Here is a 16612-nt window from a genome sequence, read left to right as displayed (position 1 = left end):
AATTTCCTTCCGTCGCGTTGGACACAACACGTACCTCCCATTATTCGCTCATCGCCTTGTGAGGGGCTAGGTTTGTGGGCAGATTGGCATTGTCGTTTTCCTCACCGGCGCGTTAATACGGCAGACTTGGTACGTGCCCGAAAAGAACTTTGACCCCAGCGCCCCGCATGCCCGCCAGGAAGAATTCGGCTTTGAAGTCGGAACCCGGCTCACTGCACCCGATGGCTCGCCGATGTTGGGCCGTACCGGTGTCATCCGTACGCCGCACGGCGAAATCAAGACTCCAGCTTTTATCGCTGTGGGTACCAAGGCGACGGTCAAGGCGGTAACCCCGGCCCAGGTTGAAGAACTTGGAGCCCAGGCAGTGCTGTCCAATGCCTACCATTTGTACCTGCAGCCAGGCGCCGACATCCTCGATGAGGCTGGCGGCCTGGGCAAGTTCATGGGCTGGCACGGGCCGACCTTCACCGACTCCGGCGGATTCCAGGTGATGTCCCTGGGCTCTGGCTTCAAGAAGGTCATCGATATGAAGTCCGTCGACCAGTCAGGTCCGGATGACGCGGTGGCCCCCGGCAAGGAACGCTTGGCCAATGTCGACGAGGACGGCGTCTGGTTCAAGTCGCATCTTGATGGCACCAAGCACCGCTTCTCCCCGGAGATCTCCATGGGCGTCCAGCATCAGATCGGCGCCGACATCATGTTCGCCTTTGATGAGCTGACCACCTTGCAGAATTCGCGCGGCTACCAGGTCGAGTCCCTGGAACGCACCCGCCGTTGGGCCGAGCGCTGCATTGCCGAGCACTTCTCGCTGACCGATTCCCGCGAGGGCAAGGATTACCAGGCGCTCTTCGGCGTCATCCAGGGAGCGCAGTACGAGGACCTTCGACGCAAGGCCTGCCAGGATCTGGGATCCATGGCCTTCGACGGCTTCGGCATCGGCGGCGCCTTGGAGAAGGAAAATCTGGGAACTATCGTTGGCTGGTGCGCCGAAGAGCTCCCGGAAAACAAGCCCCGCCACCTGTTGGGAATTTCCGAGCCTGATGACATCTTCACCGCCATTGAAAATGGTGCTGACACCTTTGACTGCGTCTCCCCTACCCGTGTGGCCCGCAATTCCGCATTCTACACCCCGTGGGGCCGCTTCAACTTGTCAGGTGCCCGCTACAAGCGCGACTTCACTGCGCTGGTGGACGGTTGCGAGTGCTACACCTGCCAGAACTTCACCCGCGCGTACATTCACCACTTGTACAAGGGCAAGGAACTGCTCAGCCACACGCTGATTTCCATCCACAACGAGCACTTCACCGTGGGCCTGGTTGAGTCCGCCCGCCAGGCGCTGGAAGACGGCACCTTCTTCGAGCTCAAGGATCAGGTCCTGGCCAGCTACTACGCCGGCAAGCCAGATCCGCAGGGCCAGCCGGCCACGAAGTAACCGGCCAGGCGAACTGCAAGAGGCATCATTTTCCCGCCGTAGGCGGGAAAATGATGCCTCTTCTTCGTGATCAGGCCGAAGCTGCGACGGCTTTTCTGATCATGGGCAGATGCATGATCCCGTCATCGTCGAAGTCTTCGCCGCACCGTTCGAACCCGAACTTCCCGTACCAGCTTTCCAGCTGGGTTTGCGCGCCGAGGTGGATCTGGGCGTCGGGACGGCACAGGGCCACCGCGCGTTCCATCAGCTGCCCGGCGAGCCCGCGGCCGCGGGCTTCGATCTTAGTGGCCACGCGTCCGATATGCGGTTCTTCGCCATTGACATCGAGAATGCGTACCGTGCACAGGATTTCGCCATCCTCCCACGCGCTCAGGTGCACCGTGCCTTCGGCAAGATCCAGGCCGTCCAGGTCTGGGTAGGAGGAACGCTGCTCAACAATGAAAATGTGGGTGCGCAGTTTCAGCAGGGCATACAGCCGCTCGGTATCAAGATCTCCGGGTGTTTGAACTGCAATTTCCACGCTCATCATCTCGTCCTATCTGCGCATGCTTCTCGGAAACTCTCCGACTAGCAATCGTAGAACCGGAAGGGCGAATAGCAAGGAAATCATCCACAGCGGCCAGGCGATACCCGTTTGCGGGCTCAGCACCAAAGCGAACAATGGGGCCAGGCTCGCAACCGCGCGAACCAGCGTGGCGAGTTCGCTGAAGAGGACCAGGGCTATTGTCGTATCACTGGTGGCTGCGCCCAGCAGGCTCTCCCAGTCGCGTTCCTTCCGCTGGGCATGTCCGAGGCTGGCAGCCGCAACGCCGAGGGACCCGACGACGACTGCGGCGCTCCACCACCAGAAGCCGCCGAGGTGCGCAACGCCCAGCAGCCCTAGTCCCCCGGTCAATAGGCCCAACGCCACGGCGCTGTAGATCACGGCGAATAGTGCCGCGCTGCGCTTCAATTTCGCAGCTGGCTGTCCCAGATGTTGTGTCAGCTGCCGTTGTGTCAACAGCGGTGCGATGACTCGCGAAACATTGATGGTCAGCAGCACGCCGAGGCCCAAATAGAAGACCACCGCGCTCAGCGGGTTCGCGACTTGTTCGACGGTGGCTGCCAAGGCCATCACCAGCAACAGGTAGCCGCCAGCAGCCTGCCAATATCCTCCCCGAATCCAACGTAGCACCAAGATCCGCCACGCGACTGGCAAGTTCGCGGTGATCCTGCGGCCCCAACGACGCCGTCTGCCTATGGCAGCAGTCGAGGGAGCGGTGCCAGCCCGCCCGTCCGCCTGCATCAAGGCACCTAGAACCCGCTGTTGGGATTCGCCAGATGACCGCAGGGACCTAGAGCCAATATGCCGGTTGCGCTGCACTGCCCACCAGACGCTCACAACACCCAGTGCCAGCAGTATCGCAGCAGCGCAGATCCAGGCGGGCAACTCCAGCACGGAACCAGCCATGGTTTCCACCGCGTTGTGCGCCCATTGGTTCTTGGCGGTCAGCAAAGCCCAGAAGACCACGAGCACGGCAACAATGGCCGCAATGCCTCGCCCGATCCAACGTTGCGCACGACGCTGCTGCCCAAAACTTTGAATCACTACTCCCGCACTGGCTAAGACGATGCCGGCAAGGGCGAAACACACCAACGCACAACCTGCCAAGAGCGGATCGAAGGCACCGGCAAGCCCATACAGCACAATCAGCCAAAGGACCCCGATGAAGGCGCTTGCGCATATCCCGGTCAGAAGCGCGTTGCGCAAGGCGCTGCCACGAAGGGCTGCTGAGCTAAGCGGCAGTGGCAACCACCAGTCGGCTTGGGCTGCGTTGACCGCTACCGGCCCTAGATTCAACAGCAGCCGCAACAAGTAGATGGCGCCAAGCGCCAACAGCACTGGCGATAGCTCTTGGAGGGTCCATACTGCCGTCGGCATCTGCCGGTGGGCTATGCCCTGTCCGAGCAGCGCAAAGATCAGGCCGAAGATCGCGCTGAACAGGTAGGCCAGGGCCACAATCGCGGCCAGCACCCATACGTAGGCGTCCGAGAAGCTGTCAAAGCGTTCCGAAAAGTTCCGCCGGCGCTTGGCGCGGAGGATGAGCTGCTGCGGATCAAAGTCGGAGGCTCGGGCCGATACATCGCTATCGCTCAAGCCACTGCGCTCCAGCTTCGGCGTCGAGGATTACGCCCTGGTCTTCGTCAAGGAGCAATGCACTATCCAGGCTCTTGCGGAGCAGTTGCGGATCATGGGTGACAACCAGCAGGGTAGTTCCGGACTGCCGCAATAGGGCCAGCCGATCATAAAGTTTCTGCCTGATTCGAAGGTCCAAGCGCTGTTCGGGTTCATCCAGCAGCACCAGCTGCGCGGGCCTGATCAGGGTTGCGGCCAGCAGCACCTTGCGCCGCTGGCCTGAGGACAGTTCGCCGGGAAGCACTTCTGCGACAGCAGTCAATTCGAAGAAGTCGAGTTCCTCTTCTACCTTCTGTTCCCACGCGGCCACCCCATGGCCGCGAGCCACCAATTCGAGATGTTCAGCGATAGTGAGTTCCTCGAAGAAGGTCCCGTCGGTGATTTGGACCGCTACTTGTCTTCGGAAGGTTATCGAGTCTTCATCCACTGGCAGCCCCAGGAATTCGACTTCGCCGCCCACCGGTGGCAAGTGGCCGAGGATGGTGCGGATGAGCGTGGACTTTCCGCTGCCGTTGGCACCGATAATTCCGGTGCCGTTTCCTGCGGACAGCTGCAGATTCAGTGGGCCGCAGATGGTCCGCTGCGGATATCCGATGGTCAGTTCCCTGGCTTCCAACTGATATTCAGCGCTCTGACCTGTCTGCATACTGACTACGTTAGCCGCCAGGTACAGCTGTGGGCATCGTCCTTCCGGATGATGCCCACTGATGTTTTAGCTTGCGTTTGCGGCTTGGATGTACCCTGGTTCGCGTTTCTTGAACCACCGGATCACCAGCGAGGTCACTGGCACCAGAATGATTTCCACCGCCGTCTTGTAGACGAATCCAACGACGACGTAATTGATGAAGTTCGGCGCATCGCTGATTCCGATGACCGGCGCCGCAATGGCGCAGAAGATCAGGGTGTCCAGGAATTCCCCGACGCCGCTGGAGCCGATGAGGCGTCCAACCAGCCCTCGTTCGCCGGTTCGTTCCTTGAGCTTGACCAGCACCCATGAGTTGGCGAATTGGCCTACGAGGAATCCGCAGGCAGAGGCGAGAACGATCTGCCAGATTGGCCCCAAGGTCCGTTCCAGCGCTTCTTGCCCATCGTAGAATTCCGCGGATGGCAGGTGGATCATGATCCAGAAGGAGATCACCGCGAAGAAGGCCAAGGCGAAGGTGAGGATGATCGAGCGTCGGGCGGCTTTCAGCCCGTACACTTCCGAAATGACATCGCCGAGGATGTAGGCCATCGGGAAGAGGAAGAATCCGCCATCGGTGATGATCGGCCCGAAGCTGACGCCTTTGGAGGCACCGATATTCGAGAGGATCACGATCGCACCCATCAGGGTGAGCACCGTGGAGAAGTAGGGTGAACCGGCCGAAGCGAAAACCGCTTTTTTGGTTTTGGTCAGATTATTGGCGGCGTTGATTTCGCCCATGCTAGTTGTCCTTGTCAAAGTGGTTCGCCAGAACTTTGCGTCGAAGGCATGCTCCCGCGCCAAGAAGAAAAGGGAGAGTTTTGCCTGCGTGCTGTTCCGCTGTATTAGCACTTACCTAGCAAGTATCCCATGTTGATCTCTGCTAATCCCGAAATGCTTTAGAGTGCAACCAAGTTCTGGGAATCAATAATCTCGAAAATTCACATCTCACTTGCAACTCTTCGAAACAGTAATTCGAGGAATCAAATCTGACCGTGATCACCATCCCGCGCATCCGTATGAATAATTTCGTTTTTTGAACGCGTTCAAAAAATGTTAGACTGAACGCCACCACATTTCTCTTGAAGGGCCGATGAGCATCCAACCACGCACTGAAAAGGGTCGTCAGACGCAAGCCAAGCTCCTGGCGACCGCCTTGGACTGCTTTGCAGAGGACGGCTACCGGGCCTCGAGCATGCGGGTTATCGCCGCCAACGCCGGGGTATCCCTTTCGCATGCGTACTACTACTTCCAGTCAAAGGAAGACATCGTCGCCCAGCTGTTGCTGAACCTCCGCGTTGAGCAGTACGAGTACTGCCAAGGCGCGTTCGACGAGGGCAATACCCTGGAATCCAATATCCGCGCGGTACTCGATGCCGGGGTCCGCGCGCTGGCGCCCTATCACGAGTTCGGCCCGGTCTTCTTGAAAGTCCTGCTTTCCGACGAACACGCCAATGAGGAAGTTTCGAGGATCGAGCTCTCTTTGTGGGAGCAAGCGGTTGCCGGCGCCCGCCCGCTGCCCCCGCTGGGAATCCGCCGCGATCTGCCGAAGTTCCTCCTGCTCGTGTCGCGGCATGTTTTCTCCGCCTGGGCTTATGACCAGTCCGCGCAGCAACGCCGCTCCCGCGCGCTCATGAAGAACATGGCGCCGGTAGTGGCCAAGTTCGCGGTGCTTTGCCGCCTGCCGGTGGTCCGTTCGCTCTTCGAAGACATCCTGGCCCTTATGGATCCTCAAGAGAACGATCAAACCGAGGTGAATCCTCCGGTACGCTCCGCCCGCAGAAGACCCAAGGCTTCCTAGGTCCCAGGCGCCCAGACGCGCCCCGTGCAACGTGGCAACACAGTTGAGTATTGCCCGGATTTTAGGCGTAAAGTCAGTGTTGCCGATAGGTGATTCCTAGCGAACCAAAAGGAGAACGCAGCACCATGAGCTCAACTGCGCGAACGTTGCCAAGTTGGACCAGCGACTACGCATTACTTCGCGACCGCATTGCATCCTTCCCGAATCAGCAGGAAGTTCGTTCGGTAAACCAGGACGGGGACGACGTAGAAATCCTGCGCTACTGGCCCGATGCTTCATGGACCGCACCTGCAGATGCCAAGCGGCTGATCTTCTTGGGCCCTTCCGATGAGAGCACCCGGGCAAGCTTGCAGAGCCAGGGATGGCAGCACAGCGCCACCATGCACCTGCTCGCTGGGAAGCCCGAGGACGTTGAGCAGGTAGTCAAACTGGCCGACACCTCGGGGCTTTTTGAAGCGCCAATGGAAAACTACGACGTCGTCGAGGTGACGGACTTCGACCGTCCGGTAGCCCGCGGCCGCATGCATTTCGGCTCGGCCTACGGATTGCTCAGCGATCCAGACCTGTTCTCCCCCGATGACCCGGATGTAGCTCGCCGCGCCGTGCTGGCCAACTTCGCCGGCGCCGCTTTCAGCCACGGCCTTCCTTGGCTACTGTTGGTAGCCACAGAAGAACACGCTTCGCAGCTACCGGTCGGCTGGTCCAAGGCGACCGAACTGACTTTCTGGCAGCACAATTAATCCATTTCCAATCCGCACTACTTCTAATTGAGACTATGACTAATACAAACACTGTTGATCCAGCCATCACTTTGACCATCGCGGGCTCCGAAGCCACCGGTGGCGCAGGCGCCCAGGCAGATTTGAAGACTTTCCAGGAACTGGGAACCTACGGCATCGTAGCGCTGACCTGCATTGTCTCTTTTGACCCGAAGGATTCCTGGAACCACCGTTTTGTCCCAGTGGACCAGCAGGTCATCGCCGACCAGCTCGAAGCGATCCAGACCTGCTACGAAGACAAGCTGGGCACCGTCAAGCTGGGCATGATGGGTTCCCCTGCGACCATCAACACCGTGGCCACCGCCCTGAAATCCCAGAAATGGGAGAACGTGCTGCTGGATCCGGTACTGATCTGCAAGGGCCAGGAACCAGGCCATGCCCTGGACACGGATGAAGCATTGAAGGCAGAGCTGCTGCCATTGGCTACCTTCGTGACGCCAAACCACTTCGAAGCCGAACAGCTGTCCGGAGTGAAGATCAGCACCGAAGAGGATTTGATCGAGGCCGCCAAGAAGATCCACGAAATCTCCGGCGCGGCAGTTCTCGCCAAGGGCGGCGTCCGCATTGCTGGCGAAGACGCTGTCGACGTGTTCTACGATGGCACCACCTTGGAAGTGCTGCGCGAGAAGAAGATCGGCGAAGTTGCCGTTTCCGGCGCCGGCTGCTCGTTGGCCGCCGCGGTCACCGCAGAACTGGCCAAGGGAGCAACCGCCCTTGAAGCCGCGCGCACCGCGAAGGCGTTTGTCACCGAAGGCATCCGCAACCGCGTTTCGGGCAACACCCCGTTTGATGCTCTCTGGCAGGGCGGACGCCGCTAAACCTCGCGTTCCCTTTTGCGAATCATGATGCCGGTCGTATCCTCAGCGGATGCGACCGGCATCATGTTTAAGCGTGAGCGTGCTCATTGGCATCTTCCAATGGGTCTTGCTACGGTAGTTGCAGTAAATCAATCATCGACGCGTGAATCAGTCACGGGAAAGGGCGGTCGGCTATGCAAGCCACTTTGACGCTCCACCCGTTCGTCTGCGCGTCGAACGGGGCTAGCAAGTAAATTCCGCCTCAGGCCATCGCCTTCAGGCTTTCTTCCGCTACCCATTTCTTTCGTTTCGTTGCAGACCTCATCTTCCCTTTTTTGACTAATACTTTCGTGCGCCCTTTTTAGCGCGCACGAATTCCTTGAGGATTATCATGCAGCCCATTACCGAAAAAACCATTCGCTCTTCCTTCATCAACGCCAGCCGCCAAGAGGCCAAGAAGCTGACCCTGCCGGAAAACTTCGCCACCCTCGACTGGGACGCCCTGGAGTACCTGGGGTGGCGTGACCCCAAGATGCAGCAGCGCGGCTACCTGTTCCACACCGATGAAGCAGGACGCACCCGAGGCATCCTGCTGCGCCCCACCGATGGCGGGCGCAAGCCGAATAACGCCACCATGTGCGAGATGTGCCGAGACGTCAACATTCCAGTGGCAGTCGGCATGTGGACCACGCGCCGGGCAGGACAGGCCGGTCGAGATGGCGACACCCTGGGCACATTGATCTGCCTGAACTTCGAGTGCTCACGCAATGTGCGCATCCCGCCTCCGAAGAATCCGATCTACCCGGATCCAATGGTTGTCGTCGCCGAACGCATCGAGCTGCTCGATGAGCGCGTGCACAGCTTCCTGAACCGACTGTAGAAGAGCTGCGGAGCATTCCGCGCCCGTTAACACCGGACCCGTCCAGCGCTAGCCAACTGCTGAGTAACAAAGCGTCGATTTTTTCTAAAAAATCTGCGCGCTCAACCGCTAGCACTGGGCGGGTTTTTCGCGGTGGTGCGCGGATTTTATTGTGAAAGACCTGATTCAGACCGCGTGCCGTTTACAGAATATTATTCAACAACCCCTTGATATATGCTGTGCGTCACCTAGGATTCCTAGCTATAGGCTTCCGTACCAGCGGACGAAAGCATCGGACGATCATCAAAGCTCGCACCGCTTTGCCATTTTCGCCCGCCCGTGACGGGAGCAGTACCGCTACCCAGCCCAGCTAGGAGAACCATGGTCACTCGGCGCACGCAACGAGTGCCGCGTCTGATTTTGGGGTCCGCCACTGCACTCGCAATGGCAGTCACCCTTTCAGGCCCGGCAAGTGCAGCAGGCATTCCCCAACCAGCAGATGGCGAACAAGCTTTCTCGCTGCCGATCAGCAGCTCTCAGGCGCTGTCGAACCTCAAAGTTTCTGGACCACTAGCCAAGGCCTCCGGCAAGGTGTCGGTGTTCGTACAGCTTGAAGGTGACGGCGCGTTCGAGACCATCAAGAAGTCCGGCAAGAAAAAGGACGCCGCCAAGGTCAAGAAGATGGGCAAGGACGTCAAGGCCAAGGGCAAGCAGCTCGCCGCCGAGTCCAACTCGACGATTATCTACACCACGCACAATGCACTGCAGGGCGTGGCGCTGACCGGCGAAGCCGACGATCTTCGCAAACTTGCACAACGCAGCGACGTAGCGAAAATCAGCTCCATCGTTCCGAAGAAGCCATCCAACCGCAGTTCCGTGGTTGACACCGGCGCACTGGAATCATGGAAGTCATTGGACAAGACCGGCGAAGGCATCAAGGTTGCGGTCCTGGACACCGGCGTGGACTACACCCACGCAAGCTTCGGCGGCCCCGGCACCCTGGAAGCCTACAAGGAAGCCCAAGCTTCTGAGGAACTGCCTTCGGCTAACTCCGGCCTGCGTGATGGCAACAAGTTCATCGGCGGCTGGGACCTGGTTGGCGATGACTACAACGCCAATGATGCAGATGACAGCTACCAGCCGATACCGCACCCGGACCCCAACCCGCTGGACTGCGAGGCAGCCGGCCACGGCTCCCACGTCGCAGGCACCACCGCTGGCTACGGCGTGAATGCCGACGGCTCCACCTTCACTGGCAACTACGCCGACCTGGATGCCAAGGCCCTGTCCGAAATGAAGGTCGGCCCAGGCTCGGCACCGGGCGCACAGCTGATCGGCATCCGCGTCTTCGGTTGCGAAGGTTCCTCCTCCGTGGTGGGCCAGGCACTGGATTACGTCCTGGACCCCAATGGCGACGGTGACTTCTCCGACCGCGCCCAGGTGGTCAACATGTCCCTGGGTTCGGATCACTCACCGACCGAAGACCCTGAAAACGACATCGTGGATGCCCTGACCAAGGCTGGCATCCTGTCGGTCGTCGCGTCCGGCAACGCCGGCGATGTCACCGATGTCGGCGGCTCGCCGGGCAATTCCCGCTCGTCGCTGACCGTTGCCAACTCGGTAGGCTCCCATGTCACCCTAGACAAGATCCAGGTGGACGAGCCTAGCGATGTCGCAGGCACGGCCTCAGGCCAGTACTCCGCAAACTTCAACTACACCAATGCCGCCCCGGCAAAGCTCTCCGGTGAAGTTGTCATGGCCCCAACCGGCAATGAATATGGTTGCGACGCATTCGAAGCAGGTTCCCTGGAAGGCAAGTGGGTTTGGCTGAAGTGGAGCGAGAACGGCGAATTCCCTTGTGGATCCGGCGCTCGTTTCAACAACGCTGAAGCCGCCGGTGCCACCGGTGTGCTCCTGGATTCCGAAGCCAACCTGTTCGACGCCGGTATTGCGGGCAACGCCACCATCCCAGGTGCCCAGTTCACCTTGGATGAGTCGCAGCGACTGCGCCCAGCTGCAGAGGCTGGCACGCTGAAGGTGACCCTGTCCCCTGATTTTGTTGGCGGTTCTTCCAGCGAATCCGGCGCCGGAGACACCCTGAACTCCTCGTCCTCGCGAGGTGTTCATGGCACCAACGGCGTGGTCAAGCCTGACGTTGCCGCACCGGGCACCCAGATCGGCTCGGTAGGCGTCGGCACCGGTACCGGCACCGCCGTCATGTCCGGCACCTCGATGGCCACCCCACTGGTGGCGGGCATCGCGGCCCTGGTTCTTGAAGGCAGCGACTACACCCCTTACGAGGCCAAGAGCGTCATCATGAACACCGCGGCCACGGACATCAAGGCAGCCAATGGCGAAGCCTACGGTCCAAACCGCGTGGGTGCAGGCCGAGTAATGGCCGATGCCGCAATCCAGACCCCTGCTTTCGCTTATGATTCCGAAGCACCGGATCTGACCAGCGTCGTCTTCGGCGTCATCGAACTCGATGGCAAGAAGGCGTACACCGCCCAGCGCAAGATCACCGTGGAAAATACCAGCGACAAGGCCCAGACCTACAAGGCCGACTACGTTGCTTCCACGCAGATCCCCGGCGCGACCTACACCTTGGACCGCAACAGCGTCACCGTGGAAGCTGGCAAGACTGCCCAGCTGACCGTGACCCTGGCTGTTGATCCACAGAAGTGGGCCAAGACCATCGATCCAACGATGGCCACCACCCAGTCCGGCCTGTCTCGTGCATGGCTTGCTGATGCTACCGGTCGCGTTGAGCTGACCAGCAGCGACGCTCCTACCCTGCGCATCCCGGTCCAGGCCGCTCCGAAGCTGACCGCCGACATGTCCGGTTCGGTCAAGAAGCTGAAGAAGGGCTCGAACACCACGACCCTGGATCTGAAGGGCAAGGACATCACCGCCGGAGAGGGCGCTACCGAAGTGACTTCGCTGCTCGGCGCCTTTGAACTCGGTGCTTCCAGCGATCGCGATGCTTCGCTGGATTCGGTCCCGGCAGCAGGTTCCATGGACCTGCAGCATGTTGGCGCTTCGAGCACCGCACCGCGCACCGGTGTGGCCGATGGCCAGCTGAACATCGGCATCTCGACCTGGGATAACTGGGCCCACCTTGCCGGTGGCACCGAACTGGATGTCGAGATCGACACGAATAACGATGGCAAGGCTGACTTCGTCACCTTCACCACCGTGATGGATGAGCTGGATCTGGATCTGGCCGCGACCTTCGATCTGAACACCGGCGAACAGGTTGACCTGCAGCCAGTGAACGGCGTGCTGGGCGATGTTGATACCAACAGCTACGACACCAATACGGCGATCCTGCCCGTGTCGCTCTCGGCCCTGGGCCTGGATGATGACTCGGACGAGATCTCCTACCGTGTCCTCGGCTACTCCTGGTACAACACCGATGATGCCGGTTCGATGGTTCCAGTGGATCAGACCGACTGGATCAAGTTCAACGCGGTGACCCCGCAAGTTGATTTTGGCGCAGAAGGCTCGCTGTTCACCGACCTGAAGGGCAACAAGATTCCGGTCACCGTTGCCGATAGCACCAAGGCCTCCAAGGCGCTGCTGCTGCACCTGCACAACGCCAGCGAGGACCGTGCACAGGTACTGGATATCGTTTCCGGTAGCACCGGAAAGCCGAAGAGCAACTAGCTTCCAGCTTTCCTGAGACCAGGTCCGGGGCACTTCCTAGCGAGTAGGAATGTGCCCCGGATCTTTTTAATGCCAGATTCCTAGCGCAGTTTCGCTTCCAGGATCACTGTGGCCGCCTCGCGAACCTTTGCCGCGAACTTCTTGTCATCCTTGGCTTCGGCCGCCAGCGCCTTGGCCATGAGAATTGCCTGATCGGATTTAACGCACAATGGCACCGTGCCACCGGCCGCCACGAACTTCACAGCACGCTGGCCGACGGGAATCGAAGCAACCTGCTGTGCCTCGCACAGGTCATCGGAAATCACCACGCCTTCATAGCCCAGTTCATCGCGCAGCAGTCCGGTGATGATCTTCTGCGAGAACGGCGCATCATTCTTCGCATCAAGTTCGGCGTAGCGGGCGTTGGAGATCATGACCCAGGAATTATCCTGGGCGATCGCCTGCTTGAACGGCTCAAGGTCGGAAGCATCCATGCCGATCACGGTGTCGGTGACACCGCTGGAGGTATCGGTATTTTTTGCCACCCTGCCCAAGCCGGGGAAATGCTTGACCACCGGCTGCACCCCGGCGTCGTTCAGGGCATCGTTCACAGTGGTGATGGCGGAGGAGACCTCGCCGGCAGTGTGGGCGTATTCCCGCCCGAAGTATCCGATGGGTGCGTTGGCGGCGCCGATCTTGGCCGGCACCACATCGGCCACCGGCGCAAGGTTCACGTTGATCCCGGCTTCGGCCAGTTCTTCACCGACCTGCTTGATTCTCGAGGACAGCTTGCCCTCTGGCCATTGGCCCTGCTTGGTGGCGGTCGGCAGCTGAGTGAATCCCGCACCCTGCATGACCCTCACGAATCCGCCTTCCTGGTCCGTGGCCACCCAAACCGGCAGCTGATCAGGAAGATTTGGTTTCAGGGCTTTGGTGATGGACCCGATTTCCGCTTTGGTCTGCTTGAGCGAGAGCTGCGATCTGCCTCGCAGGAACACGTTACCCAGGCCCTGCTTCTTCATGGCTTTCAGCTCTCTGCTGCTGGCACCTGTTGCCGGGACGCCTGCCATCACCAAGCTTGCCGCTTGCTGCTCCACCGAGAGCTGGCCAACGAGTTCTTCAGCCTGCTGGCGAGCCGTAGGTTCCTGGCTTGGCGTAGGCGCTGGCTCGTCGCTGCCTGCGGGTCCCGTCGCCTGGCTCGTGGGCGAGGATGAGGTTGATGGCGCGGGGTTTTGCGAGCTTGGGCCGTCGGTCGGTGAACTGGGCGCACTGCAGCTGCTGAGCAGCAGTGTCGAGAGCATTCCCAATGACATGAGCGCTCTGACGTGAGTAGTCATAATTTCATCCTCTCACTCAGATCTGCGAAGACGCCGAAAGTTCTATGCGCGGACTTCCAAGAGCTCATCCCATTCGGTGGTGTAGCGCTGGGAGATGTGTTCGCGCTTCATGGTCCAGGCCGGGCTTTGGGCCATGCCCGCTGGTCCCAAGCCGATGGACTTCGCACCGAAACGGGCGGAAATATCCTGCACTACCGAGGAGACATTCTTCTGTTCTTCCTCATCGTGCTCGTCGCCGAGATCAAAAAGATCCAGCTGCTTTTCACCGGGCGAATCGCTGAGCCCGGAGAGGATCACTCCCCCGCGCACGTAGTCCATGCCGGGCTGCATCAGATCAGCCATGGCCGCGATAGCCAGTTTGCTGAGCAGGATGGGGTCCCGTGTCGGCCGTGGCAGCCGCACCTGGGCGCTGGGGAAGGATGATTCGCCTTGGGCAAATCGGCTGGTGCCTGCGGTGACCGTCAAGAGCGTGGCATATCGTCCTTCACTTGCCAATCGGCTGGCGGCCTTTTGCGCATAGATGGACATGACTTCTTCCATGGCCTCGCGGGTGCGGACCGGGGTCGAGAAGGACCGGGTGAACATGACCTGCCCGCGGTCCGCGCGTTCTTCCACCGGCCCGATGCAGCGCTGCCCGTTGAGTTCGAAGACGGTACGCTGCAGCACCACGGAGAATTTCTTGCGGATGAGCAACGGGTCAGCGTCGCGCAAATCAGCGATGGTTTCAATGCCCATGCTGATCAGCTTGGCACCCGATTTGCGTCCCACTCCCCAGACGTCGGTGACCGGAACGCGGGTCAGGATATTGCCCAGAACCTGCTGGTCCATCAACTGCTGGACGCAGACGCCGCCGAGTCCGGGGTTGTGCTTGGCAATATGGTTGGCCAACTTGGCCAGCGTCTTGGTGGTGGACACTCCCACGCAGACCGGCACGCCGATGGTCTTGTCGATGGCCTTGCGGATCTGCGCGGCGGTGCTGCGCACCTGTTCCAGGCTGCCTTCCAACCCGATGAACGATTCGTCGATGGAGTAGACCTCATGCCAGGTGCCGTAGCGGCCGAGCAGTTCCATAACGCGGGCGGACATATCGCCATAGAGTTCATAGTTGCTCGAGCGCACGGCCAAGTTGTGGCTGTCCATGAGCCGCTGGATCTTGAAGAATGGTTCCCCGGTGGCGATGCCCAGGTCCTTGGCTTCTTGGGATCGCGCGACCACGCAGCCGTCATTGTTGGACAGGACGACTACCGGACGATTGCGCAGCGAGTAGTCGAAGGCTCGCTCGCAGGAGACGTAGAAGTTGTTCATTCTCTAGCCCCTTCCAGCGTGTTGCTTGGGCCGCGTGTGATGGACAGGCCAGTATGTTGTCCATGACCCACAGTCCGCTGGCTTGGAAAGTCTTCTTTGCTCCTGAATACATCACCACGCATGATGATCCGCTGCTGCAACGTGCGCTCAGGACACAAGCAAGTGATCAGGACTTGACTGGCGTGTGGTTACGATGGGCGGCGCGACCCATCTTCATAAACAGCTTGGGCGTCCCCCATGGTGCCCTAAACGACTTCTTCGCGGGAGCCAAGATGCGTAACCGCGCAGAAGCGACGAACAAGCGTTACGCATACTCGCTGTCAGTCTGGGTAAATTTCCTAGCTTCAAAAGGTAAGGAATGGGACTCCGCAGACGAAAATGACGTCATGGATTTCAAGTTCTGGCGCCGAAGCGACATCCGGAATCCGCGGAGAATCTCCGGGTCTGCGTGGGGAAACGATCTGGCGGCGCTCAGCACGTTCTACGACTGGGGGCACCGGGTCCTAGAAGTACCCACGCTTTTCGAATCCGATGAGATCCTTACGCGAAAATCCCGCTACGGATACTCTTCAGACCCTTCGCGTGGTGCTGACCTTCGCCCTTCAACTGTTCGAAATGCCGACGTTAAATGGCTGACACCTCGCGCCTACCAGCGCTGGCGAGATATTGGAATTCACGGACTGACGCCACAAGGAGCCGAACGCACACGGTGGCGGCCCCGCTCCCAGTCTCGAGACGCAGGCTTTGTCGATGGACTGTATGGCAGTGGCTTACGTTTGCAGGAGTGGGCCAGCGTCTTGACGCTGGAGCTCGACCGGGAATTAACAGGCCACGAATACGCGTCATTCCGGCTTGCCGACGCCTGCGCCAAGGGGGGACGCGGACACACCTTCTGGTTGCGGGGTGACGTCCTTGAGCAAGTTGCCACTTATCAGGAAACGGAACGAGCATCCGCGGTTCGCGCCGCTCAAACAGCCGGGATGTACGACGAAATGCGCGGGCGAATCGTTGTGGAAGAAGTCCGCAACGGCGTACTGCGAGTGAACACTTTCCGTGGAACAAAGAGCTACCCCGCCTCGCTCCGAATCAACGATCTTGATCCATCGGAGCGACGCCGGTTGCTGATACGCACCGATGAGGGGTTGGAGCCCGCTGTCCTTTGGTTAAACGAGGATGGCAGTCCCCGTCAAAAATCTGCCTGGTACAAATCGTTTGCCCTCGCGAACTCCCGAGTCAGAAAGGCCGGCATCGACCGCCTGGAATGCCACCCGCACATGCTGCGGCACAGTTTCGCATTGCGTTGGTTTGCCGTTGGACGGTTGATCTGGTCTCAGCAAGTCAAAGACATGGATGCCGAACATCAGCGCGACTTGCGCGAACAATTTGGCGACACCTGGTCCCTGGTTCAAACGATGCTGGGACATGCAGACGTCAACACAACGAAAGGAACCTATTTGGAACCGTTTCGTGCCTTGGACGCGCGGATGCTCCTCGAGTACGGAAAATCTGTTCTTGATCTTGAACCCCTGCTAGCCATCCTGTCGGATGACCCGCGGGTGCGAACCATCGACGACAACGAAAGCAGGTTCTGACGGTGCGCGCCGCCCTACCGAACAGTTCCTATGCTCGGCCCGAAGCCGTCACCGATACCGGAAACGAAGTCTACGTCCGGTTCACCCCGGAATCAGGCGGACGCCCAAAAGACTTCGAGTTCCGCAAGCTTGGTTTCGCACCAGAAGTTGAATCAGCGGTCGTCGCCGGCTTTGCCATGGCCTGCGGTCCAGGCGGAAGCCGAAAAA

General features: G+C 59.8%; 13 protein-coding genes. 7 read left to right on the top strand and 6 right to left on the bottom strand.

All coding sequences use genetic code 11. From position 1 onward, the window contains the following. Positions 1 to 133: 133 nt before the first annotated feature. Entirely contained in the window at positions 134 to 1432 is a 1299-nt protein-coding gene (gene tgt, locus D3791_RS10235; protein ID WP_172512109.1) for a tRNA guanosine(34) transglycosylase Tgt, read from the top strand. Between the two features lie 70 nt (positions 1433 to 1502). Here tgt and D3791_RS10230 read toward each other — a convergent pair whose 3' ends face one another. The 4 genes from D3791_RS10230 to D3791_RS10215 all read right to left on the bottom strand — a co-directional run bounded on the left by D3791_RS10230 (position 1503) and on the right by D3791_RS10215 (position 5031). Further along, on the bottom strand, positions 1503 to 1958 hold the full coding sequence (locus D3791_RS10230; protein WP_172512108.1) for a GNAT family N-acetyltransferase: 456 nt from the start codon (positions 1956 to 1958) through the stop codon (positions 1503 to 1505). Positions 1959 to 1967: 9 nt separating this feature from the next. Beyond that, positions 1968 to 3569 (bottom strand): DUF6297 family protein, encoded by a 1602-nt coding sequence (locus D3791_RS10225; protein WP_172512107.1) that lies wholly within the window; start codon positions 3567 to 3569, stop codon positions 1968 to 1970. Beyond that, positions 3559 to 4254, bottom strand: coding sequence for an ABC transporter ATP-binding protein (locus D3791_RS10220; RefSeq protein WP_172512106.1), 696 nt, complete (start codon positions 4252 to 4254; stop codon positions 3559 to 3561). Before D3791_RS10220 ends, D3791_RS10225 begins: the two co-directional genes overlap by 11 nt. Before the next feature lie 66 nt (positions 4255 to 4320). Further along, positions 4321 to 5031, bottom strand: coding sequence for a queuosine precursor transporter (locus D3791_RS10215; protein ID WP_022875484.1), 711 nt, complete (start codon positions 5029 to 5031; stop codon positions 4321 to 4323). 352 nt (positions 5032 to 5383) lie between these two features. On the opposite strand from D3791_RS10215, the gene D3791_RS10210 reads away from it, so the two are divergent. From D3791_RS10210 to D3791_RS10190, 5 genes are all read left to right on the top strand, one after another. Further along, complete coding sequence (locus D3791_RS10210) at positions 5384 to 6091, top strand: TetR/AcrR family transcriptional regulator (protein ID WP_172512105.1); 708 nt, start codon at positions 5384 to 5386, stop codon at positions 6089 to 6091. 125 nt (positions 6092 to 6216) lie between these two features. Next, on the top strand, positions 6217 to 6831 hold the full coding sequence (locus D3791_RS10205; protein ID WP_022875482.1) for a hypothetical protein: 615 nt from the start codon (positions 6217 to 6219) through the stop codon (positions 6829 to 6831). A 35-nt stretch (positions 6832 to 6866) separates the two neighbouring features. Next, positions 6867 to 7688: a bifunctional hydroxymethylpyrimidine kinase/phosphomethylpyrimidine kinase gene (gene thiD, locus D3791_RS10200; protein ID WP_022875481.1), complete on the top strand. Its 822-nt coding sequence runs from the start codon at positions 6867 to 6869 to the stop codon at positions 7686 to 7688. A 370-nt stretch (positions 7689 to 8058) separates the two neighbouring features. Further along, positions 8059 to 8547, top strand: coding sequence for an FBP domain-containing protein (locus tag D3791_RS10195; protein WP_022875480.1), 489 nt, complete (start codon positions 8059 to 8061; stop codon positions 8545 to 8547). Positions 8548 to 8907: 360 nt separating this feature from the next. Continuing rightward, the gene (locus D3791_RS10190; RefSeq protein ID WP_172512104.1) at positions 8908 to 12192 is read left to right on the top strand and encodes a S8 family peptidase; all 3285 of its coding nucleotides are present in this window, start codon (positions 8908 to 8910) and stop codon (positions 12190 to 12192) included. Between the two features lie 80 nt (positions 12193 to 12272). On the opposite strand, the gene D3791_RS10185 is transcribed toward D3791_RS10190, so the two are convergent. Beyond that, positions 12273 to 13508, bottom strand: coding sequence for a glycoside hydrolase family 3 N-terminal domain-containing protein (locus D3791_RS10185; RefSeq protein WP_172512103.1), 1236 nt, complete (start codon positions 13506 to 13508; stop codon positions 12273 to 12275). Positions 13509 to 13550: 42 nt separating this feature from the next. Then, positions 13551 to 14813: a Y-family DNA polymerase gene (locus D3791_RS10180; RefSeq protein WP_172512102.1), complete on the bottom strand. Its 1263-nt coding sequence runs from the start codon at positions 14811 to 14813 to the stop codon at positions 13551 to 13553. Positions 14814 to 14866: 53 nt separating this feature from the next. Between D3791_RS10180 and D3791_RS10175 the strand changes: the two genes are divergently transcribed. Further along, complete coding sequence (locus D3791_RS10175) at positions 14867 to 16405, top strand: site-specific integrase (protein WP_172512101.1); 1539 nt, start codon at positions 14867 to 14869, stop codon at positions 16403 to 16405. Positions 16406 to 16612 lie beyond the last annotated feature (207 nt).

It is taken from the genome of Glutamicibacter mishrai, assembly GCF_012221945.1.
In the GTDB taxonomy this organism is placed as follows: domain Bacteria; phylum Actinomycetota; class Actinomycetes; order Actinomycetales; family Micrococcaceae; genus Glutamicibacter; species Glutamicibacter mishrai.
The sequence above is the reverse complement of the archived record's forward strand: the minus strand, read 5'-3'. Positions and strand labels throughout refer to the sequence as shown.

Coding starts and splice junctions, on each gene's coding strand:
- D3791_RS10230 (WP_172512108.1), bottom strand. CDS start 1,958: ATGAGCGTGGAAATTGCAGTTCAAACACCCGGAGATCTTGATACCGAG.
- D3791_RS10220 (WP_172512106.1), bottom strand. CDS start 4,254: ATGCAGACAGGTCAGAGCGCTGAATATCAGTTGGAAGCCAGGGAACTG.
- D3791_RS10215 (WP_022875484.1), bottom strand. CDS start 5,031: ATGGGCGAAATCAACGCCGCCAATAATCTGACCAAAACCAAAAAAGCG.
- D3791_RS10210 (WP_172512105.1), top strand. CDS start 5,384: ATGAGCATCCAACCACGCACTGAAAAGGGTCGTCAGACGCAAGCCAAG.
- D3791_RS10205 (WP_022875482.1), top strand. CDS start 6,217: ATGAGCTCAACTGCGCGAACGTTGCCAAGTTGGACCAGCGACTACGCA.
- thiD (WP_022875481.1), top strand. CDS start 6,867: ATGACTAATACAAACACTGTTGATCCAGCCATCACTTTGACCATCGCG.
- D3791_RS10195 (WP_022875480.1), top strand. CDS start 8,059: ATGCAGCCCATTACCGAAAAAACCATTCGCTCTTCCTTCATCAACGCC.
- D3791_RS10190 (WP_172512104.1), top strand. CDS start 8,908: ATGGTCACTCGGCGCACGCAACGAGTGCCGCGTCTGATTTTGGGGTCC.
- D3791_RS10185 (WP_172512103.1), bottom strand. CDS start 13,508: ATGACTACTCACGTCAGAGCGCTCATGTCATTGGGAATGCTCTCGACA.
- D3791_RS10180 (WP_172512102.1), bottom strand. CDS start 14,813: ATGAACAACTTCTACGTCTCCTGCGAGCGAGCCTTCGACTACTCGCTG.
- D3791_RS10175 (WP_172512101.1), top strand. CDS start 14,867: ATGTTGTCCATGACCCACAGTCCGCTGGCTTGGAAAGTCTTCTTTGCT.